The sequence below is a fragment of the Mesonia oceanica genome (assembly GCF_902499555.1).
GTDB lineage: Bacteria > Bacteroidota > Bacteroidia > Flavobacteriales > Flavobacteriaceae > Mesonia > Mesonia oceanica.
Window position 1 is genome coordinate 188538 of sequence record NZ_CABVMM010000008.1, and the last position, 26437, is coordinate 214974.

20 protein-coding genes are annotated in these 26437 nt (G+C 35.6%); 7 read left to right on the forward strand and 13 right to left on the reverse strand.

Going from position 1 to position 26437, the window contains the following annotated elements:
* Together FVB9532_RS11330 and pgi are read left to right on the forward strand one after the other, a co-directional pair.
* Positions 1 to 861 (forward strand): N-acetylglucosamine kinase, encoded by an 861-nt coding sequence (locus tag FVB9532_RS11330; protein ID WP_150545289.1) that lies wholly within the window; start codon positions 1 to 3, stop codon positions 859 to 861.
* A complete protein-coding gene (gene pgi, locus FVB9532_RS11335; protein ID WP_150545290.1) occupies positions 851 to 2455 on the forward strand; it encodes a glucose-6-phosphate isomerase in 1605 nt (534 codons plus the stop codon). The genes FVB9532_RS11330 and pgi overlap by 11 nt, the downstream gene beginning before the upstream one ends.
* Before the next feature lie 261 nt (positions 2456 to 2716).
* Here the strand turns inward: pgi and FVB9532_RS11340 are convergent, their stop codons facing one another.
* The 6 genes from FVB9532_RS11340 to FVB9532_RS11365 all read right to left on the reverse strand — a co-directional run bounded on the left by FVB9532_RS11340 (position 2717) and on the right by FVB9532_RS11365 (position 9841).
* Entirely contained in the window at positions 2717 to 3535 is an 819-nt protein-coding gene (locus FVB9532_RS11340; protein ID WP_150545291.1) for an alpha/beta hydrolase, read from the reverse strand.
* Positions 3536 to 3571: 36 nt separating this feature from the next.
* Positions 3572 to 3994, reverse strand: coding sequence for a DoxX family protein (locus tag FVB9532_RS11345; protein ID WP_150545292.1), 423 nt, complete (start codon positions 3992 to 3994; stop codon positions 3572 to 3574).
* A 164-nt stretch (positions 3995 to 4158) separates the two neighbouring features.
* Complete coding sequence (mqo, locus tag FVB9532_RS11350) at positions 4159 to 5655, reverse strand: malate dehydrogenase (quinone) (RefSeq protein ID WP_150545293.1); 1497 nt, start codon at positions 5653 to 5655, stop codon at positions 4159 to 4161.
* A 140-nt stretch (positions 5656 to 5795) separates the two neighbouring features.
* Entirely contained in the window at positions 5796 to 6209 is a 414-nt protein-coding gene (locus tag FVB9532_RS11355; protein ID WP_150545294.1) for a hypothetical protein, read from the reverse strand.
* Between the two features lie 52 nt (positions 6210 to 6261).
* The gene (locus FVB9532_RS11360) at positions 6262 to 7020 is read right to left on the reverse strand and encodes a hypothetical protein (RefSeq protein WP_150545295.1); all 759 of its coding nucleotides are present in this window, start codon (positions 7018 to 7020) and stop codon (positions 6262 to 6264) included.
* Between the two features lie 184 nt (positions 7021 to 7204).
* Complete coding sequence (locus FVB9532_RS11365; protein ID WP_150545296.1) at positions 7205 to 9841, reverse strand: DUF4062 domain-containing protein; 2637 nt, start codon at positions 9839 to 9841, stop codon at positions 7205 to 7207.
* 255 nt (positions 9842 to 10096) lie between these two features.
* On the opposite strand from FVB9532_RS11365, the gene FVB9532_RS11370 reads away from it, so the two are divergent.
* The 3 genes from FVB9532_RS11370 (at position 10097) to FVB9532_RS19500 (ending at position 13162) form a co-directional block, all read left to right on the forward strand.
* Entirely contained in the window at positions 10097 to 11212 is a 1116-nt protein-coding gene (locus tag FVB9532_RS11370) for an SGNH/GDSL hydrolase family protein (RefSeq protein WP_150545297.1), read from the forward strand.
* Between the two features lie 7 nt (positions 11213 to 11219).
* Positions 11220 to 12599 (forward strand): sialate O-acetylesterase, encoded by a 1380-nt coding sequence (locus tag FVB9532_RS11375; RefSeq protein WP_150545298.1) that lies wholly within the window; start codon positions 11220 to 11222, stop codon positions 12597 to 12599.
* 410 nt (positions 12600 to 13009) lie between these two features.
* Complete coding sequence (locus FVB9532_RS19500) at positions 13010 to 13162, forward strand: hypothetical protein (protein ID WP_194716540.1); 153 nt, start codon at positions 13010 to 13012, stop codon at positions 13160 to 13162.
* Positions 13163 to 14255: 1093 nt separating this feature from the next.
* Here the strand turns inward: FVB9532_RS19500 and bglX are convergent.
* The 7 genes from bglX to FVB9532_RS11410 all read right to left on the reverse strand — a co-directional run bounded on the left by bglX (position 14256) and on the right by FVB9532_RS11410 (position 24416).
* Positions 14256 to 16559 carry a beta-glucosidase BglX gene (bglX, locus tag FVB9532_RS11380; protein ID WP_150545299.1) on the reverse strand — a complete coding sequence of 768 codons (2304 nt, stop codon included), beginning with the start codon at positions 16557 to 16559 and terminating at the stop codon, positions 14256 to 14258.
* Between the two features lie 3 nt (positions 16560 to 16562).
* On the reverse strand, positions 16563 to 17864 hold the full coding sequence (locus FVB9532_RS11385) for a glycoside hydrolase 5 family protein (protein WP_150545300.1): 1302 nt from the start codon (positions 17862 to 17864) through the stop codon (positions 16563 to 16565).
* Positions 17861 to 19048 carry an AGE family epimerase/isomerase gene (locus tag FVB9532_RS11390; RefSeq protein ID WP_150545301.1) on the reverse strand — a complete coding sequence of 396 codons (1188 nt, stop codon included), beginning with the start codon at positions 19046 to 19048 and terminating at the stop codon, positions 17861 to 17863. The genes FVB9532_RS11385 and FVB9532_RS11390 overlap by 4 nt, the downstream gene beginning before the upstream one ends.
* Before the next feature lies 1 nt (position 19049).
* Positions 19050 to 20219 carry a glycoside hydrolase family 130 protein gene (locus FVB9532_RS11395; RefSeq protein ID WP_150545302.1) on the reverse strand — a complete coding sequence of 390 codons (1170 nt, stop codon included), beginning with the start codon at positions 20217 to 20219 and terminating at the stop codon, positions 19050 to 19052.
* A 64-nt stretch (positions 20220 to 20283) separates the two neighbouring features.
* Positions 20284 to 21399 (reverse strand): endo-1,4-beta-xylanase, encoded by a 1116-nt coding sequence (locus tag FVB9532_RS11400; protein WP_228482302.1) that lies wholly within the window; start codon positions 21397 to 21399, stop codon positions 20284 to 20286.
* A gap of 36 nt (positions 21400 to 21435) precedes the next feature.
* A complete protein-coding gene (locus FVB9532_RS11405; RefSeq protein ID WP_150545303.1) occupies positions 21436 to 23253 on the reverse strand; it encodes a sodium:solute symporter family protein in 1818 nt (605 codons plus the stop codon).
* An 8-nt stretch (positions 23254 to 23261) separates the two neighbouring features.
* Positions 23262 to 24416, reverse strand: a complete 1155-nt coding sequence (locus FVB9532_RS11410; RefSeq protein WP_150545304.1) for a glycoside hydrolase family 26 protein — start codon at positions 24414 to 24416, stop codon at positions 23262 to 23264.
* Positions 24417 to 24519: 103 nt separating this feature from the next.
* On the opposite strand from FVB9532_RS11410, the gene FVB9532_RS11415 reads away from it, so the two are divergent.
* Together FVB9532_RS11415 and FVB9532_RS11420 are read left to right on the forward strand one after the other, a co-directional pair.
* Positions 24520 to 25398, forward strand: coding sequence for an AraC family transcriptional regulator (locus tag FVB9532_RS11415; RefSeq protein WP_150545305.1), 879 nt, complete (start codon positions 24520 to 24522; stop codon positions 25396 to 25398).
* Complete coding sequence (locus FVB9532_RS11420; protein WP_150545306.1) at positions 25398 to 26351, forward strand: glycoside hydrolase family 5 protein; 954 nt, start codon at positions 25398 to 25400, stop codon at positions 26349 to 26351. The genes FVB9532_RS11415 and FVB9532_RS11420 overlap by 1 nt, the downstream gene beginning before the upstream one ends.
* The last annotated feature ends 86 nt before the right edge of the window (positions 26352 to 26437 follow it).

Genomic DNA, 26437 nt, shown 5'->3' on the forward strand with positions numbered 1-26437 from the left:
ATGTTATTAATAGCAGATGGTGGTTCAACCAAGTGTGATTGGATACTTTTAGACCAAAAAGGAGAAAAAGTATTTAAAACACGTACACAAGGTTTAAATCCCGCGGTTTTCAAGACACCAGTTCTTGAAAGCCGTTTACGGGATAATGAAGACCTTGCCAGGGTAAAAGATCAAATTACCCAAGTAGGTTTTTTTGGTGCCGGTTGTGGTACTAAACGTCCCACCGAAAACTTAAAAAGAATTATTAGCGAATATTTTACCAATGCAGAAGTAGATGTTCGTGAAGATATGGTAGCTGCCTCTTATGCAGTTACTACAGAACCAGGTATTGTTTGTATTTTAGGTACAGGTTCTAACAGTTGTTTCTTCGATGGTAAAGATGTAAGAATGGCCGTAGATTCATTAGGATACGTCTTGATGGATGAAGCCAGTGGTAATTACTTCGGAAAACGTTTGATTAGGGATTACTATTATAAAAGAATGCCTATCGTACTGGCTAAAGAATTTGAAGAGCGTTTCAACTTAGATGCAGACGAGATTAAACGTAATTTATACCAAGAAGACAATCCTAATACTTATCTTGCCCATTTTGCAGAATTTATTTTTACAAGTGAAGAAGTAAACGGCTATTTTTATAAACTCATTTCTGAAGGAATGAAAAAGTTTATTGAAAATCGCGTACTTTGCTTTAAAGAATCGCAGAATGTACCGGTTCACTTTGTAGGTTCTATTGCACATTTCTCTAGAGAAATTATAGAAGATGCCATGAAACCTTACAGTTTAGAATTAGGAAATATCATAAGAAGACCAATTGATGGTTTAATTGAATATTATAGAAAAAACGTGATCAATGCCTCTTAAAACAATAAATCCAACAGCTACTAAAGCCTGGGAAAAGTTAGAAAAACATTATCAAGAAATAAAAGACCAGAAAATGGTTGATTTTTTTGCTGAAGATACTTCAAGAGCAGAAAAGTTTCAATTGAGGTGGAATAACTTTTTCGTAGATTATTCAAAAAACAGAATAAACAGTACTACCAAAGATTTATTGTTAGCATTAGCTAACGAAGTTGAATTGAAAGACGCTATCGAAAAACAATTCAACGGCGATAAAATTAATCAAACTGAAGGGAGAGCTGTTCTTCACACAGCACTTCGAGGGAAAGACAAACCTCAAGAAGTAAAAGAAACCCTTCAAAAAATGAAAGACTTCTCACAAGAAGTTATTTCAGGAGCATGGAAAGGTTCTACCGGTAAAGCCATTACAGATGTAGTAAACATTGGTATTGGTGGGAGTGATCTTGGTCCACAAATGATTGTAGATGCCTTACAGTATTACAGAAATCATTTAGGCGTACATTTCATCTCCAATGTAGATGGTGATCACGTAATGGAAACCATTCAAGATTTAGATCCGGAAACCACACTTTTTATTATTGTTTCTAAGAGTTTTACCACTCAAGAAACCATTACAAATGCAAACACAGTAAGAAATTGGTTTTTGAAATCTGCTTCAAAAGAAGATGTTGCGAAACATTTTGTAGCCGTTTCCACCAATTTAGAAAGTGTAAAAGAATTTGGAATCGCAGATCAAAACATTTTCCCGATGTGGAATTGGGTTGGTGGTCGTTTTTCACTCTGGAGCGCAGTAGGTTTATCTATTGCTTGCGCAGTAGGTTTTGATAATTACCAAAGCTTATTAGATGGAGCCGGAAAAATGGACGAGCATTTCCGAACAACCGATTTTAAGGATAATATTCCCGTAACGCTAGCGCTTTTAAGTATTTGGTACAATAACTTTTTTGATGCCGAAACAGAAGCTATTATTCCTTACTCACAATATTTACAAAAACTGGTACCTTACTTACAGCAAGGTATTATGGAAAGCAACGGAAAAAGCGTAGCTCGTGACGGTAATAAAATACCTTATCAAACCGGAACCATTGTTTGGGGAGAACCGGGAACCAATTCTCAACACGCATTTTTTCAATTAATACATCAAGGTACTAAATTGATTCCGTGTGATTTTATCGGCTTTAAAAAGTCCTTGCACGGTAACCAAGAGCACCAAGATAAGTTAATGGCTAACTTTTTTGCTCAAACGGAAGCTTTGCTGAAAGGAAAAACTCTTTCACAAGTAGAAGAAGAGCTGAAAGGAATGGATGCTGAAAAAGCTTCTACCTTAAAGCCTTTTAAAGTTTTTGAAGGAAATAAGCCTACCAACACTTTATTGATCGATCAGCTAACTCCGGAAACACTAGGTAGTTTAGTAGCTTTATATGAGCACAAACTATTTGTACAAGGTGTGATCTGGAATATTTTTAGCTACGACCAATGGGGAGTTGAATTAGGTAAACAATTAGCCAACGGAATTCTAAAACAGATGGAAACGAAAGATTTCTCGAAACCTCAAGATGCTTCTACGCAAAGTTTGGTGAAAGAATACCTTTCGTAATCAAATAAATTTATCCAATAAAAAAAACCGAGTTTTATACTCGGTTTTTTTTATGAATTAAAATTTAATTATTCATAATTTGTAATAATGGATGTTTTCGTCATTCCGGACTTGATCCGGAATCTCATACTGCTTTGAAAACAATTTAATAACAAGGGTTAAAATCAACACTTCGACTCCGCTCAGTGTGACAAAAGCAAAACAATTTTATATTTTCAATAGATATTCAAAAATTAAAATTTCTATCAATATCTAAAAAAATTATTTCTGCTTCATTTTGGTAATTCGTTCAATTTCATTGAGCAATAACGGGAAAGCAGGATGAGTCATCATATGGCCATAGCCATCCATTTCGTATAAAGTAGTTTCCGGATGCCCAACTACTTTCATCATTCGCATTAAATAAGCGTTTTCTTCGTAACGTCCCAACATTTCTTTTTCACGATCACCGGTAATTAAAAGTAGGGGTGGAGCGTCTTTTCTCACGTGGTAAAGCGGAGCAAGACTATCAATCACTGGTGTAGTACCATCAATTCCGCGTTCTTTTCTTACCGTAAAATGGGTGATGGCATGACCACTAAAGGGTATTAATCCGGCAATATCATTGGCATCAACCCCAAACTCCTTTAAGTATTGCTTATCAAGTCCAATCATACTTGCTAGATAACCACCGGCAGAATGTCCTGAAACAAAAATTAGAGATGGATCACCTCCATAATTTTCAATATTTTTAAATGCCCAAGCTACAGCAGCGGCTGCATCTTCAATATAAGTAGGCGCAGAAACCTTGGGATGCAATCGATAATTAACACCAATTACGGCAATGCCTTTTTCCCTTAATAATGATGGGATCTCTTTTTCGCCACCACTTAACCCGCCGCCATGAAACCAAACCACTGTTGCAAAATCTTCTTTGTTGGTAGGGTAATAAAGGTCTAAAACACACCGACTCTCTTTGTACGAATCGTTATTGATTTGTTGTGGAGAATAATACGGGATATTTTCTTTGGTTTCGTAAGTAGTTTGTGCTTGCAAGCTAATTGCTGAAATAAAGAAGCACAGGAAAAGAATTTGTTTCATATAAAAAAGATAAAATGAAAATAAAGATTAAAGCAATTAAGAAGATTGTTTCTTATTGATCAAATATTTTAAAGCTCCTGAAGACCAAAGCGCCCATAAAATTAAAACAGGTTGAAATAGTAACCTAATAAAACGTTTACGATCTGTATCTAAGCCAAAAGCATCAATACCATTGATGTATTGAGCAATATTTCCGGGAAAGATGAGTACATAAAATATGGCTAAAGCGATTCCGGTTTCTACGCGGTATTTTTTTAAGAATATCATGGACGCTCCCAATGCAAATTCTAAAACTCCGGAGGCTATGACAATAAAGTCTTTACCTAGCGGAATCCAATTGGGAACTTGGGCTTGAAATTCTTCTCGCTGAAAAGTTAAATGGCCAATACTGGCAAGAATCATAAAGCCTCCAAGTATAATTCTAAAAACCTTCTGTGTAGTTGATGTTTTGTAAATCATTTTTATCTTTTAAAATTGAGATTTAATACTTCAAGTGATTTTGTGCAGTAAAATTGTAACGAGAATTAAATATTAACTTCAGTACCATTTTCGACATAAAAACCTCAATAGATTTTCACTCAAATTGCCGATACTGAAGTTAAAATAGTAAAATACACTAGCGTTTATGAAGATAATTCTAGTACTTCCATACATCGTTGTTGAAGTTTTTTAAACTCCTCTTGATGTTGCGTCAAGTCTTTATTCCAAAACGGGATCATCGCAGAAAGCTTCTCTGCTTTTTCTTCATCTGCAAGTAATTCGGGGAAAGCCAATTGAATCACTTCTACCATAATATGAACTGCCGTGGAAGCTCCTGGTGAAGCTCCTAAAAGGGCGGTAATAGTTCCTTCTTGGTTGTGTACGACATCGGTACCAAACTCTAAAGTTCCGCCTTGTTTTTTGTCTTTTTTAATAATTTGAACCCGTTGTCCGGCAACTTTAAGTTCCCAATCTTCAGATTTAGCATCTTTTACAAATTCACGTAAGTCTTCCACACGATCTTCATGGCTTTTGCTTACTTGGGAGATTAAGTATTCAGTAAGGGGTAGGTTATGCCAAAAAGCACCTAGCATCGATGGAATATTGTCTAGTTTTATCGATTTTAGTAAATCGGTATAACTTCCTTCTTTTAAAAATTTAGTGTTGAATCCTGCAAACGGACCAAACATCAATTCTTTTTTACCGTTAATGTAACGTGTATCTAAATGCGGAGTAGACATGGGAGGTGCATCAGGACCAGCTTTACTATAGACTTTAGCATCATGTTGAGCGATCACTTCCCGGTTTTTGCAAACCAACCACTCTCCACTCACCGGAAAACCACCATAACCCTTTTTCTCTTCAATCTCTACTTTCTGGAGTAGGGGCAAAGCACCGCCTCCGGCACCGATAAATACATGATCTGCATCATAATATTTTTTTTCATCCTTTAGTAAATCTTTTACTTCCACCAGCCAATCATCTTGATCGGGATCTACATCAAGCACCTCATGTTTACGAAAAACAGGGGTATCAAATTTTTCTTTTAAGATGTCGAAAAATTGCTCAGTGATATTTCCAAAATTTACTTCCGTTCCTAATTCCATTCGAGTGGCAGCCATCGGTTGGTTTTCCTCTTCACGATGCTTCATAATAAGTGGAAACCATTTTTTCAAGGTTGAACTATCATCAGAAAATTGCATTTCCCGAAAAGCAAATTCTTTGCTCATCGCTTCATAACGCTTTTTAAGAAATTCAACATCATCTTTTCCCGTCACCCAACTATGATGTGGTGTTTTATGGATAAAGTCCTTGGGATTTTGAAGCAAATTGTTTTCAATTAAATAAGCCCAAAACTGTTTAGATTTTTCAAATTGATTAAATATTTGAATCGCTTTCGAGATATCGATAGCTCCATCTTCTTTTTCGGGAGTATAATTGAGTTCACAAAAAGCTGAATGTCCCGTTCCGCTATTGTTCCAAGCTTCAGAACTTTCTTGGGCAACTTTATCTAAACGCTCAAAAATCCCAATTTTTACGGAAGGATCGATTAGTTTTAGCATTAAAGAAAGAGTAGCACTCATAATACCGCCACCTACACAAATAAGATCGTATTTTTCAACGGGTTGTTGGGTTGTCATTGTTTTTTTTGTTTAAAGTTAACCAATGCTAGGATATAAGTTTTCTAAAAAATACAAATTTTACGTAATTTTAAGATTATTACAGGTTCTTAGCGTTTTAAGGAATAATACGAAAATACATAAAGAGATTAGCTTGGGTTTTACTTGACGAATTGATAAGTATAGGTTTTCTTGGCTTCGTTTTTTAAGAAGGAAAATCCTACTTCACTAATAAATTCAATTTTTAATTCGCTTGGTTCAAAAGGTAATCTTTCGAAGCGAAGGGAATCAATGATGTAATTAGCAATTGAATTTGCCCGTTCGGAAGAATACGTATCATCCTCAAAGATTTTTTGAATATCAGTGGTATTTTTAATGGAAACCGATAAGAGTTTTTTATGGTCTTTCGTGCGTTTGTAGGTTTTTGTCTTAACCGTAAGAAAATTTAATTGAAAACTTTCTGCGTGATATTTTTTAGCTAATAAGACTTCAGTTTTCATCATTTTCCGTTCATCGGGAATACAATTCGTGAACAGTAAAATTAACAAGATTAGAAGTGGAAATTTAATTTTCATGCTTGAATGCTTTTGTTTAAAGGCTATAAGAATAGTAGTTGGAATTGCACGTTTAATATACAAACGGACTTTCAAAAGTTATCCAATCAGTTGTTTTTAATTTTTCTCCGTCAATATTCATTGGCGTGAATCTTACTTTATATTTGCCTTTATTTTTAAATGTAAAAGCACCCGCACACATACCATGACCAACATTTAATTTTCCATCTCTTTCTTTTATATAGTAGATAGATTTATGATTTGTTGCTAGTTCTATCACTTCCGTTTTGTACCATATTTCAGCGTCAGATTTGTTTTTAATCTTGAAAATAGCATTAGCTTCAGGACCACAACCATAAGGTATCACTTCTGTTTTTTCAAATTCAAGGCTAAGATTGGGATTTAGATTCCCTATTGATTTTTTATCGGTAGTTTTCCAATATACTTTTTCACTTTCTTCTTTATCTCTATTGTAAGTAGATATCCCATTTATTTTATTTTCCGTTTTCTCTGAATAGTTAAGAAAATATTTTGTGTTAGGTTTTAATTCTGATGAGGGACAAAATATGGCTTGGGTTAATTGTAGTTGTCCCGTCAAGATTTCTTGAAGATTCAGTTCAATTAATTCTCCGTCTTCACTTTTGAGGTAGATTGTTCTCTCGTTGAAGCTTTCTATTGTTTTTTGACTCAAAGCATAGCCTTGAATAATAAACATTGAATTTAAACTAATTTCTTTAGTTTCCGGAAAAAAGGACATTCCGCTCATGGCACACTCTGCAAAACTTGATTTAATTCCGAAGACCAATAGCAAAAGAAGTAGTGTTTTTTTCATAATGATGGTTTTCTAAATTTTTACAAATATCATTCCGTTCATATTACATAAGATGTAACTGCGTGTATCGTAACAAGATTAGTGGTTTAGAGTTTAACTTGCAAGTATATATTAACAAGTATATATTAAACAGAAAGAGATGTGAATAAGCAATTAAATATAGCTATCGGTCTTATTTGCAGTTTTATTTTATTTTTTTTATTAATCCTAAATCAGGGTTTTTCTTTTGATAAAGGTGTTTTGCCAGACATTTTTTTGCTAATAAGCTTAGAATTCTTTTATCTCCTAATTCTGTTGTAGTAAAATCAATATTATAATTTAAAACATGTAAGGCATCTGATAAAAAGAAGGAATTTTTGTCGAGATTAACTATGTATTTATCAATTACTTTATTCCAATTCTTAGGTCTTTCGGCAATTATCAGCAACATCAATTCGTGTTTTATTAAACTGTTTGATTCGTTTTCTGCTTTTTTTATAAGTAATGGTCCCATTTTAACCGAAAACAAGTCATCTTTAAAAAAACTTACAACGTTTGTTGGAACAGCGAACAATACTGCTTTTCTTTTTTCTACTGGGTCTTCAATCATAAAATCATCATCAGCTAGTGTAAATTTTGCTCCTTCGAAGGTAGCATTACCTCTATCAGCAAGTATAGGTGAAAGCGCTATTAATAACTTATTGATTTCAAGCCAAGCATTTGTAATATTATCTAAGAGTTCAGATTTGATTTTTTGATCAACAAAATCGCTATTTCTCAAGGCACGAGAGGAAGCTGAAACTTGTTGCATTAAGACTAAGAATGAATAATCACGAAGTACAGAATTAATCACTTGATTGTAAGGCTTAATTTGATTATAATATTTATCGCTATGTTTATCTTTTACTTCATCTGGTAACCCTGAAGAGACAACATCTTGACTTATTTTTTTTTCTTCTCTTTCAAGACTTTCAATTTCTGGTGTCCAAGAAATTGATTTGTAAGGATTAATCGTATCTGGAATATTAACTTTAGATTTTACTTTATTTAGTGTTTTTGTTAAATCTTTATTCAATATTATTAAAGCATCGTCTCGATTTCTATCAATACCCGTGTAAAATTCGATAATTTCGGGATAGTCAATGTATTTCTTTTCGGAATAAACTGTTTCTAAAAATTCTTTGTTCAATTTCATTCTCTGGGCGATAAAGTAAAATACCCAATATGAATTTCTAAAGTAGATTTTTTCAGTAAATTTATTTAAACTAACTATAGAATTGTCAACTAAAAGATTTAGTAGATATGTTAAGTCAAGTTCAATGAAATTTTTCTCACAAAATTCCTTAAGGACAGATTTAAATTTATTTTCGGTAAATTCAAAGTCATTTTTTAAAACTAAATATTGGCAAAAATAACCTAATACATAATTACAATCCTTTATATCAGGTTTTTTGTCGTGATATGTCGGTATTTCATAATCTTCAAAAATTGATGATAATATTGTCTCAAGGAGTTTTGTTCTGTTGATTGGTGAATATTCAGAGCCTATCCTAGAGGAAGCTCGTAATACACTTAAACAATTTTTTACTGTACGATGAAGATTTAATACTTCTAAATCTTTAGTAACCTTATCTAAAATTGTATTGTAATCTTCTTTAAGAGATTTAGTTTTTGCATATGAATTAACAACTGATCTTAATTCATTTTTAGGTAACGGTAACAAATAATAATTAGTAAATGTTCTTTTTATTTCTACTTTATCATCTTCATCAGATTTAAGAAAAAAATTATTATCAAGTGTATTTAGTATTATTATTGGTGTATTTGTAAATTCGGTACAGACATTTTTGATTAGAGGCATCACTCCAAATTCCTCAAAACAAACTGAATCGAGAATGATACAGTCAATTTCTGTAATATCTTTCTTAAAATATTCTTTTGATTCTTTATTTAAATCTTTAATTACTTTATGTCTTTTAGTGCTTTTAGTATCTAAATACAAAAATCTTTTACCCTTACTCCAAGCTTCTAACTTTAAATAATGACCTAAAGACGTAAGACCAAATTCCGATGGTGCTTTTATTATTATATCTTTAGGGTCATTAATAATTGAACTAATCTCTATTTTATTTTCTGAATTTTTAGTAGGATTATTTGGTACTTCTCTTTTTGAACTAATTATTGGTTCAATCCAAATAGGGCTTTTCTCATTATAAGTTTTAAGAGAGTTTTCTAAATCGCTTTTTAAATTTTCAAGTATCAAATCTACCTCTTGAACCCTTTCAGCGGCATTTGATAATGGTGAATTTTCTTCAATAAATAACTCTAAATTTTGTGTGAGTGACTTTTTAAAATTCTCTTGATTTTCAAAATCAATATATAAACCTTTATCTTGGATTTTGCTTTTAAATTCTTTGACCTTTTTTCTTTGTTGGATAATTTCTTCAATTTTAGGATGGTCTATATCAACTTCATCTTTTCCAAAAAAGAAAAGAATTTTCGGTTCATTATTTTTAGATTTTTTCTTCCTATCTAAAGCGTCATTAAACTCGTGTTCTGTACCACTACCTGCTTTTTTAGTTGGATGTCCAAATCTGTTTTTCATCAATCCAATAAAAATATCATAGTTTGATTTTTTTATATACTCGTCTATGATTTGTTGACCATTTTCACCCATATCAGGTAGTACATCATATTCCCACATAAATGTTTTGAAATTTATACCCAAATGTTGTGCTAGTCCACTATTAATATCTCGAATAACTTCTTCACAAATTTCCCTTTCTATTTTACAGTCTCCTGGTGAAGAAATGAAGCATTTATATATTTTCAATAATTCCATATAAAGTATTAAAATATTTTTTCAATGGCCTGCAACATGCAAAAAAAGCACAATTGAATTTATTTATAATTTATCTATCGCTTAAATATAACCCTTTTTAAGATAACTTTATTAAGTAATTCTTATTTATATAAGCCTTATTTAAGAAAATGTCTTTATTTCCCTTTAAAAATGACCAAATAAGTCCATATTTTGTAAAAATCGTAGTAATGGAAAGCATAAAAATAAAGTACTTTTCCCTTTAAAATTATACCTATGCGTTTTCGAATTTTATTATTGCTGTTATCTTTTTTAAGTAGTTATAGCTGTAAACAAAACCCTCAAGTTTCAGAAAATCCAACGGCTCAATTCTATACAAGTACCGATAGCGTTTTTAGCTATCAGGGAAGGCTAGAAGCTAAGCCATCGAACAACACTGTCAATTTAATTTCGGCCGCTTCTTTCGTACAATTTCAAGCCCAAGGAGAAAACTTAGCAATACAACTAAAAGCCGTCGCTCCACAGCACGCTTTTGCCATCGTGGAAGTGGATGGAAATCCCCTAGACCGCTACCAAATTTCAGGAGATTTAGCGACCACGATTAAACTTTCCCTCAAGGGAGAAGATTTCCACCAAGTAAAAGTTATCAAAGCAACGGAAGCCAGTACGGGCGATCTTTATTTTTTAGGTGCACAAGCCAATCAAATCAAAGCTTTAGCCAATACAAATGATTTAAAAATAGAGTTTATCGGGAATTCCATTACCTCGGGGATGGGCAACGATGCTAGCGATTTCCCCTGTGGGGAAGGGGAGTGGTACGACCAACATAATGCTTATTGGGCTTACGGACCACGCGTTGCCAGAGGATTGCAGGCAAAGTATATGTTAAGTTCGGTTTCTGGAATGGGAATGTACCGCAATTGGAATGACGAAGACCAACCCGTGATGCCCGATGTTTATCGAACACTTTCGCTAGATGGCGATACCACGCAGCTCAGGGATTTTAATCAATTTCAACCTGACTTAATCAGTATCTGTTTGGGCACGAATGACCTTTCTGACGGGGATGGCAAAAAAGAACGCCAAGCTTTTAATGCAGAAAAATACGAGCACAATTATAGCAACTTTATCAAGGATTTATATAAAAAATATCCTTCGGTAAAAATCGCTTTATTAACGAGTCCTATGATAAGAAAGGAAAGTGAAAAAGGAAAAATGTTGCTTTCTTCCTTAAAGAAGATAAAGGCAGAATTTGAAACCCATCATATCCTAGCGCTTTATGAGTTTGAAGATGTGTATCAGCAAGGTTGCAGTTACCATCCCAGTAAAGAAGATCACGCCAAGATGGCCCAACAACTGATTCCTTTTTACAAAGAACTCCTTAATCGATAACTTAACTATGAAAAGTAAGCTTTTTATTCTTGTGTGCCTTACAGGCTTATTGACAAAGGCAAATGTAAGATTACCCCAAGTATTTTCAGATGGAATGGTGCTTCAGCAAAACACTAAGGTAAATTTATGGGGTTGGGCAGCTCCCGGGGAAGAAGTTACTATCGTTGCCTCTTGGAAGCCTCAAGATACCTTAAAAGTAAAAGGAAATCGGTATGCGAAGTGGAAAATTCAACTACCTACTCCTAAAGCCGGAGGACCTTATGAACTGAAGTTTGCCGGATACAACACTCTTCAACTAAAAGATATTCTCATTGGGGAAGTTTGGTTGGCTTCCGGGCAATCGAATATGGAATGGAGTGCTGCCGCAGGAATTGAAAACCAAGAGGAAGCTATTCAAAACTCCACCTATAAAAATATTCGGTTTTTCGATGTACCGAAGACTTCTGCCAAATTCCCACAGGAAAATGTACAAGGAAAGTGGGTAGAAAGTCAGCCGGAGACGATGAAATATTTTAGTGCAATTGCCTACTTTTTTGCACAGCGCTTACATACTGAATTAGAGGTTCCTATTGGAATTATTGGTTCTAATTGGGGAGGAACGCCTGCCGAAGTGTGGATGCCCAAAACTATTTTTGAAAAAGATACTTTACTACAAAAAGCTGCCGAAAAATTATCTCCACAAGAATGGGGGCCACACGAACCCGGAATGGTTTATAACGGAATGATTACTCCAATTATCCCTTATAATATGGCCGGGGTTTTATGGTACCAAGGAGAAAGCAATACGGCCAATCCCGATGAATATCTTCATGTTTTTTCTAGCCTTATTAGCAGTTGGCGAACATCTTGGCAGCAAGAGTTTCCGTTTTATTTTGCGCAAATTGCCCCTTATAATTATGGTGACGATCATGATCATGGAGTACGGATAAGGGACGCGCAAAGGAGAAGCATAGCAATTCCAAACACTGGAATGGTATTTACGGGAGATGTGGGGAATTTTGAAAATATTCATCCTCGTGATAAAAAAACGGTAGGCCTGCGTTTTGCCAAGCTCGCTTTAAGAGAAACCTATGGAAAATATCACCAAGAAGTTTATGGACCTTTGGTTGAAAAAGTCTATAAAGAAGGGAAATATGTGGTGGTTGAATTCTCTCACGCCGAAGGTTTATATTTTAAAGATAAGCAAGCTTTGCAGTTTGAAATAGCCGGAAAAGAGTTGATTTTTAAGCCTGTAAAAGCGAAGCTAAAAGGGAATTGTGTTTTCTTGAAAAGCAATAAATTAGAGCAGCCTAAATTCGTCCGCTATGCATGGAAAAACGCTATTGTCCCCAACTTGTATAATAAAGCCAATCTACCAGCTTCTAGTTTTATGTTGGAAATAGAATAGTCTTCTGAATTTCAAGTAAACAATAGTTAACCTTAAAAGCTCCTTCCCTGTTTAGGGAAGGTGGCTTATGTAGCGCTAGCGGAATAAGTCGGAAGGGTATTTTAGTTCTAGAATAAAGTAGAGAAACACCACTTCGTCCTACGGTACACTCCTTTTTTGTAAGGCGGAGACTTTTAAAATTATTTTAGATTTTTGGAATGAATACCTACAAGGTCTCTAAGACCTTGCAGGAAATAAAATTAGTTAGCCTTAAAAGCTCCTTCCCTTTTGAGGGAAGGTGGCTTATGGAGCGTTAGCGGAATAAATCGGAAGGGTGTTTTTTGTTTTTGAACAATAATTGAAAACCGCCTCGTCCTATTGCACAGGTCTCCTTTGGAAGAAGGAGTACTTTTAAAATATTCTAGTTTTTTTTGAATCAATACCTACAAGGTTTTAGAAACCTTGCAGGAAACTTTAAAATATTTCTTTCTATTATTTATCGTCATGCTGAATTTATTTCAGCATCCCATCAAAAACTCCCTCCCTTTCGAGGGAAGGTGGCTTATGTAGCTTTAGCGGAATAAGTCGGAAGGGTGTTTTTTGTTTTTGAACAATAATTGAAAACCGCCTCGTCCTATTGCACAGGTCTCCTTAGGAAGAAGGGGTACTTTTAAAATATTCTAGTTTTTTTTGGAATGAATACCTACAAGGTTTTAGAAACCTTGCAGGAAACTTTAAAATATTTCTTTCTGTTATTTATCGTCATGCTGAATTTATTTCAGCATCCCATCAAAAACTCCTTCCCTTTTGAGGGAAGGTGGCTTATGTAGCTTTAGCGGAATAAGTCGGAAGGGTGTTTTTGTTCTTGAATAAAATAGATAAACGCCACTTCGTCCTATCGGACACTCTTTTTTTGTAAGGAGGGAACTTTTAAAATTATTTTAGATTTTTTGGAATGAATACCTACAAGGTCTCTAAGACCTTGCAGGAAATTTTAAAATATTTCTTTCTGTTATTTATCGTCATGCTGAATTTATTTCAGCATCCCATCAAAAACTCCCTCCCTTTCTAGGGAAGGTGGCTCATGCAGCGCTAGCGGAATAAGTCGGGAGGTTATTTTTTGTTCTAGAATAAAGTAGAGGAAAACCACTTCGTCCTATCGGAAACTACTCCTTGTAAGGCGGAGACTTTTAAAATTATTTTAGATTTTTGGAATGAATACCTACAAGGTCTCTAAGACCTTGCAGGAAATAAAATTAGTAAGCCTTAAAAGCTCCTTCCCTTTTTAGGGAAGGTGGCTTATGTAGTGTGAGCGGAATAAGTCGGAAGGGTGTTTTTTGTTCTTGAATAAAGTAGAGGAAAACCGCCTCGTCCTATCGGAAACTACTCCTTGTAAGGCGGAGACTTTTAAAATTATTTTAGATTTTTGGAATGAATACCTACAAGGTCTCTAAGACCTTGCAGGAAATTAAAATATTTCTTTTGTAGCGCTAGCGGAATAAGTCGGAAGGTTATTTTTATTTCTTGAATAAAATAGAGAAAAACCACTTCATCCTACGGGACACTATTTTTTTGCAAAGCAGGGGAACTTTTAAAATTATGCTCATGCTCCTGAATTAGTGATAAATAAAAAGCTCCGATGATTCGGAGCTTTTTTGCTAAAATAAAATAATGAAGTTATTCTATAATAGAAAAACTATCTTCTAAACTGGTTTGCGAACTTCCGCCTATAAAGACTTTAAATTCTCCCGGTTCAATAACGTATTCACCGGTTTCATTATAAAAACCAAGTTCTTTAGGGCCTAACTCAAAGCTAAGGGTTTGGGTTTCTCCCTTTTTCAAGTTGACTAATTCAAAACCTTTTAATTCTTTTACAGGTCTTATGATGCTTCCATACAAATCTTGAATGTACAATTGCACGACTTCCCGTCCATCGTAGTTACCGGTATTGCTTACTTCCACAGAAAGTTGAAGCTTTTCGTTGTTGTTAATTTCTTTTTTATCTAGCTGAAGCTTTTTGTAACTAAATTCAGTATAACTTAACCCAAAACCAAACGGATAAAGGGGCGTGTTTTCTTCGTCAATATAATGCGACCAAAACACTTGTTCATCTCCGGGAGCAGGATCTACCGGTCTTCCCGTTCTTTTATGGTTGTAATAAATAGGAATTTGTCCTACACTTCTAGGGAAGGTCATTGGTAATTTTCCACTGGGGTTGTAATCACCGTAAAGTACTTCTGCAATAGCATGACCACTTTGTGAGCCTAATTGCCAAGCTTCTACAATGGCAGGAATATGTTGATCTGCCCAATTGATGGTTAAAGGTCTTCCATTTTGAAGCACCAATACTATATTTTTATTCACTTCATAAACGGCTTCTAATAATTCTTGCTGAAGTCCGGGTAAATCAATATTGGTACGGCTTCTTCCTTCTCCGGTCATAAAGCCATGCTCTCCCAACGCCATAATCACGACATCTGCATTTTTGGCGATTTCTACCGCTTCTTGAATGCCGGTAGCATCTGTGGTGTTGATATGTAATTCTTTGGTGAATTGGGCGTCGTTGCTCACTAATTCAACCCCTTTTGCATAGTTGATCTTATTTTTTGAATAAGCTTCTAAACCTGTTTTTAAACTTACTCCGGTATGATCATCAGAACCTAGTCTCCAACTCCCTAGCGGACTGTTATTTTCATCGGCTAAAGGTCCAATAAGCGCGATGGTTTGTTTTTTCTTTTGAAGCGGGAGTAAATTGTTTTCATTCTTCAGTAAAACGATGGATTTTTTGGCCATATCTCTTACCGCTTCTATATGGGCAGGATTTCCAATCACCTCTTTTTCCCGTTCTGGATCACAGTATTTATAAGGATCCTCAAAGAGACCTAATTCAAACTTTACGCGTAAGATTCTTCGTACGGCTTCGTCAAGGATTTCTTCTTTTACTTTGCCGGCTTTTACCATCTGGGCCAATTCTTCAATATAGATATTTCCTTCCATATCCATATCTACGCCTGCATTTGCAGCTCTTACGGCTGTTTCAGCGCGATCTTTGGTATAGCCCCAGGTCATTAATTCTTCGATGGAAGCCCAATCTGAAACGACAAACCCATCAAAGTTCCATTCTTTTTTCAGAATATCCCGAAGCAAATGCTTATTTGCCGTAACCGGAATTCCATTAAGCTCGTTAAAACCCGTCATAAAAGTTCTTGACCCGGCTTCTACGGCAGCTTTAAAAGGAGGTAAAACGATGTTATGAAGGGTGATGGTCCCTAGGTCTGCTTTGTTGTATTCCCGACCTGCTTCGGCAAAACCATAGCCGGCAAAATGCTTGGTACAAGCGGCGACGGTCAAGGGATCGGAAAGATCTTTTCCTTGAAAACCGCTTACTCTTGCTTTCGCAATTTTACTTCCTAAATAAGGATCTTCACCGGCACCTTCCATCACGCGTCCCCAACGTGGATCTCTAGAAATATCGACCATCGGGGCAAAGGTCCAGTTGATTCCTGAGGCGGCGGCTTCGGCGGCTGCTATTTTTGCTGATTTTTCAATGGCTTCTAAGTCCCAACTTGCCGCTTCGGCTAAAGGGATAGGGCTAAGGGTTTTATACCCATGAATCACATCAAAACCAATGATTAATGGGATGCCCAACCTGCTTTCTTCGGTTACAATTTTTTGGACGGCTCTTACTTCTTTTGTACCGCGAACGGTAAGCATAGAACCTACTCGGCCTTTTCTAAGGTCTTCGTATTTTTTTTTAGTATTACCTCCTTTTGGTGTGGGGCCGGTTACATCCCAAAATCCGTTGTATTGTACCATTTGACCTACTTTTTCTTCTAGGGTCATCAGGGCTAGGAGAGAGTCTATTTTTTTTTCGATATCGTCGTGAGGAGGAAATTTCCGCATCTGTTTTGGTTTTGTGTCTGTAAAACTTGCTAAAGTCATGCTGCTTATAACAATACTTAAAATGAATGTTTTTTTCATAGCTTATAAATTATTGAGATGTCTATTGTATGTATAGATAAGGTTCAGCGTGCTGGTATCTGTTGCAAATACTGAATTTAAACCTTGTGGTTCCTGAGGTGGATCGGCACTAAAATCGTCACCTATTTCCCATTTGCCTCGTTGTTGGTTGGTGTTGGCATAGCCTGCAAAACCCCAAAAGTTGACTCCACCTAATACGTTTTGATCTTGATAGCTTTCTTCTAATCTTTTAAAGATGGCTTGATAAAATTGATTTCTATTTTTAAGGGAAGCTTTTTTCAATAAGCTCTCTTTTTCCCTGGGAAAACCAAATTCTGAAATCACGATAGGTTTGTTTAAGTTTTTGGCTACTTGAATATGTTCATCTATGTAATGGTTGGCTTTTTCAATGGAAGTAAGGGTAGAGGTTTCCTCATGATTAACATCATACCAGTTCCAGTTTTTAGGCCACATATGCATGGTTAAATAATCGATGTGTTTATGGGAATGAAGCATTTGGTAGGTATCTATTTCTTGAAGATAGCTTGCTTTGCCTTCGGCACCGGTTGAAATTAAAGTATTGGGAGCTAATTTTTCTAATAATTCAACGGTTTCATTTAACCAAATTTGAAAAGGTTCCCGATCACTTTCTGTAAAAATACGAGGCTCATTGGCTACTTGCCAAGACATAATGGTGTGGTCTTCGGTATATTTTCTTCCGGAGTAGTTATTGGTTCTACCAAGAATAAATTTTATATGTTGTTGAAAAGCTTCTCGGCATGGCATACATGTATGAAACTGTTGGGTGTAGTTGAAGTAATCTTCCCAAGTATACTTATCGGTAAATGGATTTTGAACTTCCCCATAACCATTCCACGCTAAATAAGCCGACATTCCTCCTGACCAAATCCAGTTGTTGTTGAGGTATAGCACCGCGTACATTTCCCGTTTCGCCATTTCTGCTAATAAAAAATCTAAACCGTCCAGTAAATCTTCATTATATTTTCCTTGTTCTGGTTGTAAAGCGGGTTTTACTTGAAAGTCTTCGGTGCCTCCTTCAGCTCCTACCAATATTCTTAAATTATCAATGCCCAAACTATCCATTACATCCAACTCTTTTAGGAGTCTCTCTCGATCACCGATGTTCTTGGCAGCGATTAATGGTCCATACCAATAATTGGCACCTACAAAATAATAGGCTTGTTTTCCTTTTAAAAACTGACCATTTTGGATGGTAATCTTAGGGGTTTTGAGGTCTTTATACTGATATGTTTTGCAACTCCCCATAAAAATGAGAAGGCAAATAAGTACTACTAATTTTTTCATGAGCGGTCTTTTAATAACTTGGTCAATGCACGGGAATTATGGTAAGGAGCTTTCCACATACTTAACTTGTCTTCCTTTTCAAAAGGAATATTTTTTTCATTTACCTGAAAATGCCATTCCCCGTTTCTACGATCGATGATATGTTTTTGGGTGTATTCCCAAATATCCAACACCGCATTTTTATACTTTTCTTCGTTGGTAAGTTGATAGGCGTAATGCAACCCAACCATAGCTTCTACTTGTGGCCACCAATGGCGGTCGGTATCAAACTGATGATTATCTCTATTGAGTTCATTAAGGACACCTTCTCCTTTTTTGTAGCCTAGTTCTAGAAACCTATCGGCTATTTTTACCGCTCTATCTTGGGTAATGGCTATTAAACGTTCTTCGTTTACTACTTTGGCTGCATCTATCAACAACCAAGCGGCTTCAATATCGTGACCAAAGGATATTTCACGACTAACGAGCTTCCATTGCTTATCAAAAAACAATTCAAAATTATACTCCTCGTTTAAAAATTGATTTAAAAGCAGATCAATCAGATTTTTGAGTGCTTTTCTCAGTTGTTCATTCGGATTTATTTCGAGTAATGATGTATAAGCTTCTAAGATATGCAGGTGGGTATTCATGGTTTTTTCTGCTAGCATACTTTTTATGCTAAGGCGCATATCGGTTAGGGGTGACCAATCTTTTTCAAAAGCTTCGATATAACCGTTTTCTATGGCGTCTAAAGCGTGTTTTTCAATTAAATGGAAGAGTGCAATTGCCCAATCTTTAGCTTCTTCATCTTGAGAAACTTTGTAGTATGCTACTAAACTATAAATCCCAAAGGCTTGTGCGTAAATTTGCTTCTTCGGTTGAAAAGGTTTTCCTTCTGCGGTAAGTTCCCAAAAAAGTCCGCCATGTTCTTTATCTTCAAAATAGGTTTTTAGGTATAGGAAAGAACGCTTAGCAAGTTCATGTACATTGAAATGAGGATCATACTGTTGAAGCATGGAAAACGACCATAACAGACGGGTGTTTAAAATAATGCCTTTATGAGCATTGGGCACCGTATGGTTATAATGGTCACGCTTTCCCAAAAAGCCTCCTTCTTTTTTATCTACACTGTTATGCTTCCAATAGTTGACGATGGAATTTAATTCTGTAGTGAGGGATTTATAAAAGCTTTCCGGGTATTTCATATTAATAGCGACCTTTGTTGTTATGAACAAGCTGCACAATGGAATTGACGGAAGCTGCTGAAGTAAAGTCTTTTTGCGGACTGTTTTTTACAAAATCTACCAATTTTTCTACGCTAGAAGTAGCTACATGGCATCGGGTGTCTGAGGAGGCATAATAAATAAATACCTTACCTTCTTCTTCTATCCAACCATTCGCAAATAAAACATTGGGAACATCTCCCACAGTTTCTTCATCATTGGGGGCCATAAAGTAACCGGAAGGTTGATAAATTACTTTACCAATATCTTCCAAGCTCGTCATGAATAGATATAAGGTGTAGCGTAAACCACCGGCGGTATTTCTTACCCCGTGGGCTAAGTGGAGCCAGCCTTCATTGGTTTTAATAGGAGCCGGGCCTAAACCGTTTTTAAGTTCGTAAATGGTATGGTAAACTTTTTGATTGATAATTTTTTCATTCTTTACCTCTGGGTTTTCCATGTGATCTATAAAACCAAGGCCAATTCCGCCACCGCTTCCTACGTTAATAAAACCGTCTTGTGGGCGAGTATAAACAGCATATTGACCATTTACAAACTCCGGGTGAAGTACAACATTTCTTTGTTGACCGCTATGGCTAATTAAATCGGGTAAGCGTTCCCATTGTTTTAAATCTTTGGTTCTTACTATCCCTGCGTTAGCTACGGCTGAACTCGTATCACCTTCAGGAGCATTCGGGTCTTTTCTTTCGGTACAGAAAATGCCGTAAATCCAACCATCTTCGTGTTGGATGAGACGCATATCGTAAACATTGGTATCGGGCTCTTCGGTTTGCGGTAATTGAATAGGTTGATCCCAAAATTCAAATTTGTCGATTCCGTTAGGGCTTTCTGCGATGGCAAAGAAAGATTTCCTATCATTTCCTTCTACTCTTACCGCTAATAAATATTTCCCTTCAAATTTAATAGCGCCAGGGTTAAATGTTGAATTGATCCCGATGCGTTCCAAACCAAGTGGATTGGTTGCTGGGTTGAGGTCATATTTCCAATGAATAGGCGCATGTTGTGCGGTAATAATGGGGTGTTGGTAACGTTGATAAACCCCGTTGTTTTCTTCCCTAGGAAGATTGGGTTGATTGATTAAATGATGGTAATTTTCAATAAGTTGATCGTAACCTGGAATGTTTTTTTTCATTGGAATACCTATGTAAAATGGAAACGGAGTTAAATAATTAGTTGCTAGCTGAAGGATCTAAAAATTAATTTAAACCTTCTAAGAAGCCCTCATAGGCCGGTTTTTTCTTATAATTCGCATCAAACAATAATGGATGAATATTTTCTGACCAATAATCTGATAGCCATGTATATTTATCTGTAATTCCCCATAAGGAAATAGCAAATTTTTGATTAGCCGGAAGGTCTTCATACATTTCAACAATGTATTTATAGGTTTGTTTTTGCTTTTCAGCCTCTACTTCATTAAAGTCATAATTGGGTGACTTATCTAAATTCATAATGATATCCATTTCTGATATGTGAACTAGTAAGCCGGTGGAAGCCATATCTTCAAAGCCTTCTTTCATCGTAGGTTTGGGAGTGTTTTCCCGATAATGAAATTGATCTCCTAAACCATCAATAGGATAATTTTCTGCTTGAAACCTGTTGACCATATCTTTGATTGCATTTCTTTTTCCTCCATCTAAAACCACGGAATAATCATTATAAAATAGAAGTGCATCAGGATCTGCTTCTTTCGCATATTGAAAGCATCGACCATAAAAAGCAATAGGGTCATTAAATACCGGTAAGATGATCTCTTCTTCGCGATAACCTCCTTGATCGGCAAATACTTCATTCACGACATCCCAACTTTTTACCTTATCCTTATATCGGGTGACCACGGTAGTGATATAGTTTTTAATATGGTTTTCGAAGGCAGTAGAATCGTAATTTGCTTGCTTAAACCATTCGGGAAATGAGCGATACCAAATCAATGTATGTCCGTGGACATCCAAGTTGTTTTCTTGTGCGAAATTGACCAATTCATCAGATTTTTCCCAATTAAAGGAAGTGGGGGATTCCCAAATCACTTCCATTTTCATTTCATATTCTGCCGTAATCTGACTGAAATTTTCGAGTAATGTATTTTTGTAATCTTCCTCCTGTAAATAAGCTGTCCTAATAGCTGCCCCTATATTAAATTTTGCTTTTTCTTTTAAAGTAAGTTCTTCCGTAGGAGTATTATCGGGCGTACTATCGGGTGGAGTGGTTTTACCGCCATCATCGTTCGTACAGGATCCCATAAATGCCAGTGATATCGTTATAATGATCGTGGCAAAATGCATTTGTAAGCTTTGTTTATTAAAATTTTTCATCGTTATCTGTTTTAAGTAAAAACTATATAAGTTCTTTTATAAGCGTTGAAGTTTGTTCCACCAGGTTTTTTTTAAAATAATTGCACAAATAACCAATATGCCTATGGCTATAAGCATGTGTATGTGTTGATGCAATATCAAGTAAAGTGGTATGATGACTAATAAGGTTTGTGCAACGATGCCCACACTTACATTGAACATATCACGTTTAAAAGCTTTGTTTTTTTCAAATTCAGGTTCCTTTTCTTTAATTTTCTCAAGAATGGGTTTCCAAAATCCCCAAGGGTGTGTTTTTTTATAGAAATGAATAAGGACTTTTTCATTAGTAGCGGGAGCCGAATATGTGCCCACAATACAGCCTATGAGAGAGATAAGTAAAATTACCGGAAAGTAATATAAATCTAAGGTATCGGTAAATATGGGAAAGATAAGCGCCGGAATAATTCCAGAAAGCATTCCCCAGAAATAACCTTCTCCATTAAACCGCCACCAGTGCCATTTTAAAAGGTTTGACATCACGTAACTTCCATAAAGCGCACTTACAATCCATTGCAGTATAGAATTGACATCTTCTACAAAGAACCCGAGAACAATACTGACCAATACTACTAAAATCCCGCTCACATAATTGATCTTGTTTATTTTTTTACGAGAAGCATTCGGGTTACGTTTTAAATAAATATCGTTCACCATATAAGCTTGTGCAGCATTTAAGGTACCGGCGAAAGTTGACATAAAAGCAGCTAATAATCCGGCCAAGACCAAGCCTAATAAACCTACGGGTAGAAATTGCTGAATGGCTGCCGGTAATATTTTCTCGAAATCCAAGATTCCTGCAGTGGTTAAATCTAATTTTTCATAGAAAAGGATTGCCAAAACAGAGAAGCCACCAATCATTAAATAGCGTGTAGGCATCAAAGCCAAGTTAGAAAAACCACTCATCATCGCCGCTTCTTTGGGCGATTTGGTCGATAAGATTTTCTGCATATCATAATTGGGTGCCGGTCCGGCGATACTTGCCAAGATGCCCTTAAACAACATCAGCATAAAAAAGATGCTGAACATGGAATAACCATCTGAAGCGATTTTGGTATTCACTTCATCAATGATTCCGCTCCAATCCATATGGAGTTCCCATTCAAAAAACGGGTTCATCCAATCTTTTGGAACTACTAAGGTTTCACTTCCAACGGCCTTAAATGCGATGATGGCAATGGCAATAGATGAAATTGTCATGATGGTGTATTGTAAAACATCGGTCCAAACAATCCCGGACATTCCACCAATAATCGAATAAAATACAGCGAAAAGCGTAAAAATAATTCCATAGAAATGAGGAATATAGGTCGGCGGAACGTGAAAGGGTACGTAATTGCTCACCATCTCCCATGGGATAAAAATCTCTACAAATTTTCCCAGCCCAATAAACCCATAGGCTAAAAAACCAAGACAACTTAAAATTGCAAAAATCACAATAATGGTGTGTGACCAATTTCCACCTTTACCATTATCGAACCTGAAATTAATCCATTCTGCACCCGTAGTTACCTCAGAACGTCTTAGCCAAGAAGATAAGTACATCATTAAAAATACTTGATTAAAAACCGGCCAAAGCCAAGGGATCCAAATACTTTTTAAACCATAGACAAAGGTTAAAGTGACTAGCCACATCGTCCCGGAAATATCGAACATGCCGGAAGCGTTAGAAAGCCCTAACATATACCAAGGAAGGTTCTTGCCACCTAAGAGGTACTCTTCTTTACTTTTTTGAGCCTTTTTTCTAAGGGTTAATCCAATAACAATAGTACCGAAGAGGTAAATTAATATAATGGCTATGTCTAAAGCTTGTAACATACGTTGAATTATTTTGCAGTAACTTTAAATTTCTTGAGGTCGTTAAGAAAAAGTAATTGCATGTTTTCTGCAAATTCCGAGAAGTTTTTTGCTGAAGCTTCTCCCGGATATGGAGCAAAATAATGAGAAGGTTTTGCATTTCTCCAAAGTAAGAACCAACTTATCCCGGAGTCTTTTATTCCCGGTTCAAATACTTCTGTCCACCATTTCGGGTTTTCAGGATACATATTCCCGGTTTCAGTTAGGGCATAAGGCTTTCCATGGACCATAGCAAAATCTCTCATAAGCGTGATCCCTTGCTGAAGGTTTTTCTGGTATAAGTCATCTCCACCATAATTGTAAATATCTATTCCTAAGATATCAACATACTCATCTCCAGGGTAGTATTTCTCATATTCTTCAGGGGTTTTTAAAGTATTGGGAGAATAAGCGTAAAGCAAATTATCTACTCCCTGTTCTTTTAATAATTGAAATGTTTGCCGGTACAATGCTTTGTATTCTTCCGTAGTGCAATGTGCCGCTCCCCACCAAAACCAATTCCCGTTCATTTCGTGAAAAGGCCTAAAAATAATGGGGATACTTTCGTTATCTTCAGTCTTTAGACTTTTGAAAAATATAGCGAGCTTAGCTACCCATTTTTCATAGATCATGTGATTTTTTCCTCCTTTTAAAATAGAAGGTACTACTGTGGTAGTATCCCAAGAGTTTCCCTTTGTTTCAGGATTGTGGATGTGCCAGCTTATGGTGTTGATGCCTCCTTTTTTATGAATGTTAATGATTTCCTTTCTTATAAAGTCAAAAGCAACACCATCCAAGTTTTGTTTCTTTCCTAATTCAATATTACCTACATCCCAACCATAGATGGCCGGGAAAAATCCAGTTACTTCTTCCATATCGCTTTTAAATTGATTCTCAGAAGAAAGTTTCCAACCCACTCCATAAGCGGTGGCATCTTGATGTCCTACAGCAATTCCTTTTTTCGAAAACGATTGAATTTTTCGGTATAAATTTCCAGTAGGCTTTTGCTTGGATTTGTTAGGGTGAAATAAGGAACTACATGAAGTTATTGCTATTAAAAATGAAATATTTAATAAGTAAAGTAAATATTTTCTTGAAGTTAAGTGATATTTTATTTTATATTTAATTTTAATTTTTTTTATAATTCACATTATTAGATGTGAAATTTTGTCAAAATCAAATTTATGGTAAGAATTCGATTTGATTTAATATGATTTTGTCATTTATTAATATAATTTTTTCTTCAGTATGGAACTAAAAGATAATATTCACAGAGAAATCACCCAGTTAGCCCCAGATGATAGTTTTTTAGTTTTCGATAGGGTAAAATCAGATTTTGATTATCCTATTCATTTTCATCCTGAATACGAATTGAACTTTATTTATAACGGAAAAGGAGTGAGGCGTGTCGTTGGAGATAGCCTGGAAGAAATAGGAGAGGTGGAGCTGGTTTTGGTAGGTCCTAACCTGGTACATTGTTGGGAATTACATAATTGTACCAATAAAAAAATTCACGAGATCACCATTCATTTTCATAACGATCTTTTTGATAAAAAGCTATTATCTAGAAAAATTTTCAAATCTATTAATGAGATGTTCGAGCGATCGAAGCACGGAATTTTATTTTCAGAAAAAATAGCTGAAGAAGTGATGCCCCGTATGATGAAGTTATCTAAAATAGATAGTATAGACTATTTATTGGATTTTATATCTATTCTACAGGATTTGGCCACTAGCAGGCATCAACGCCTGTTGTCTACCTATATCGCTGAAGAAGAGAATTTTGAAAATAGCGATAAAATAAAAAAGATCTATGAGTATGTACAGCAAAACTTTCACCGTAAAATCACGCTTGAAGATATCTCTTCTTTGATTAATATGAGCCAAGTTTCTTTTAATCGTTTTATCAAGCGCAGAACAGGTAAAACCTTTATTGATTATTTAAACGATACCCGTATAAGTTATGCTACCAGATGGTTAATAGGAACAGACTTGAGTATAGGAGAGATTGGTTTTAAATGCGGATTTAATAATATCGCTAATTTTAATAGGGTTTTTAAAAAGTGCAAGAATTGCACCCCAACCGAATTTAGAAAAGAATTTAAAGGAATAAAACGAGTATTATAATGAAGTATATTTTAATTTTTCTAAGCATCATAAGTTTAGCGTTACCGTATAAGGCCTACGCTCAAACTCCCGTAGAAGAAAATGTTCAATTAAGAATAGAGGGCCCTCATTTAAAAAACAAAGACGGAGAAGTTTTACAGTTAAAAGGAATGTCCCTTTTTTGGAGTCAATGGCAGCCTAAATTTTATTCAGCAAAAACAGTTGAAATTTTAAAAAACGATTGGCAATGCAATGTGCTTCGTGCTGCTATGGCGGTAGATTATGAAGGATATTTAACCTATCCTGACCGGGAACTTAAGAAGGTTGAAACCGTGATTGATGCTGCTATAGCGGAAGGTTTATATGTGATTGTAGATTGGCACGATCATCACGCAGAAGATCATTTGGAAGAATCAAAAAAATTCTTTGCACACATTTCAAAAAAGTATGGCGATTGCCCGAATATTATCTATGAGATTTATAACGAACCCTTGGAGGTTTCTTGGAGTGAAGTGTTAAAACCTTATCATACCCAAATTATAAAAGCGATCCGTAAAAATGATTCCAATAACATTATTGTTTGCGGAACCCCTAGTTGGTCGCAACGGATAGATGAAGCTTTAAAGGATCCTATACCGGAAGAGAATGTGGCTTACACACTTCATTTTTATGCCGATACCCATCGTCAAGAACTTCGGGATCTAGCTGAAAAAGCGATAGCTGGCGGACTTCCTATTTTTGTGACAGAATATGGTACTACCGATGCTTCTGGAGATGGAATTGTAAATGAAGAACAAACCAAAATCTGGTGGAAATTATTAGATAACTATAAAATCTCCTATTGTAATTGGTCGGTTGCCGATAAAGATGAAGCATGCTCGGTGTTGAAACCCGAAAGCAGTATTGAAGATTTAACTAAAAACAGGAAATTAACCACCTCAGGAAGATTAGTAAAAGCAAAACTTCAAAATTAGATCGTATTCTTCTTTATTTACTGCGCCATCAAAATTTTGAATTTTGATGGCGTATTTTCTAATTAAAAACTCTTGGGTTTGCCTGA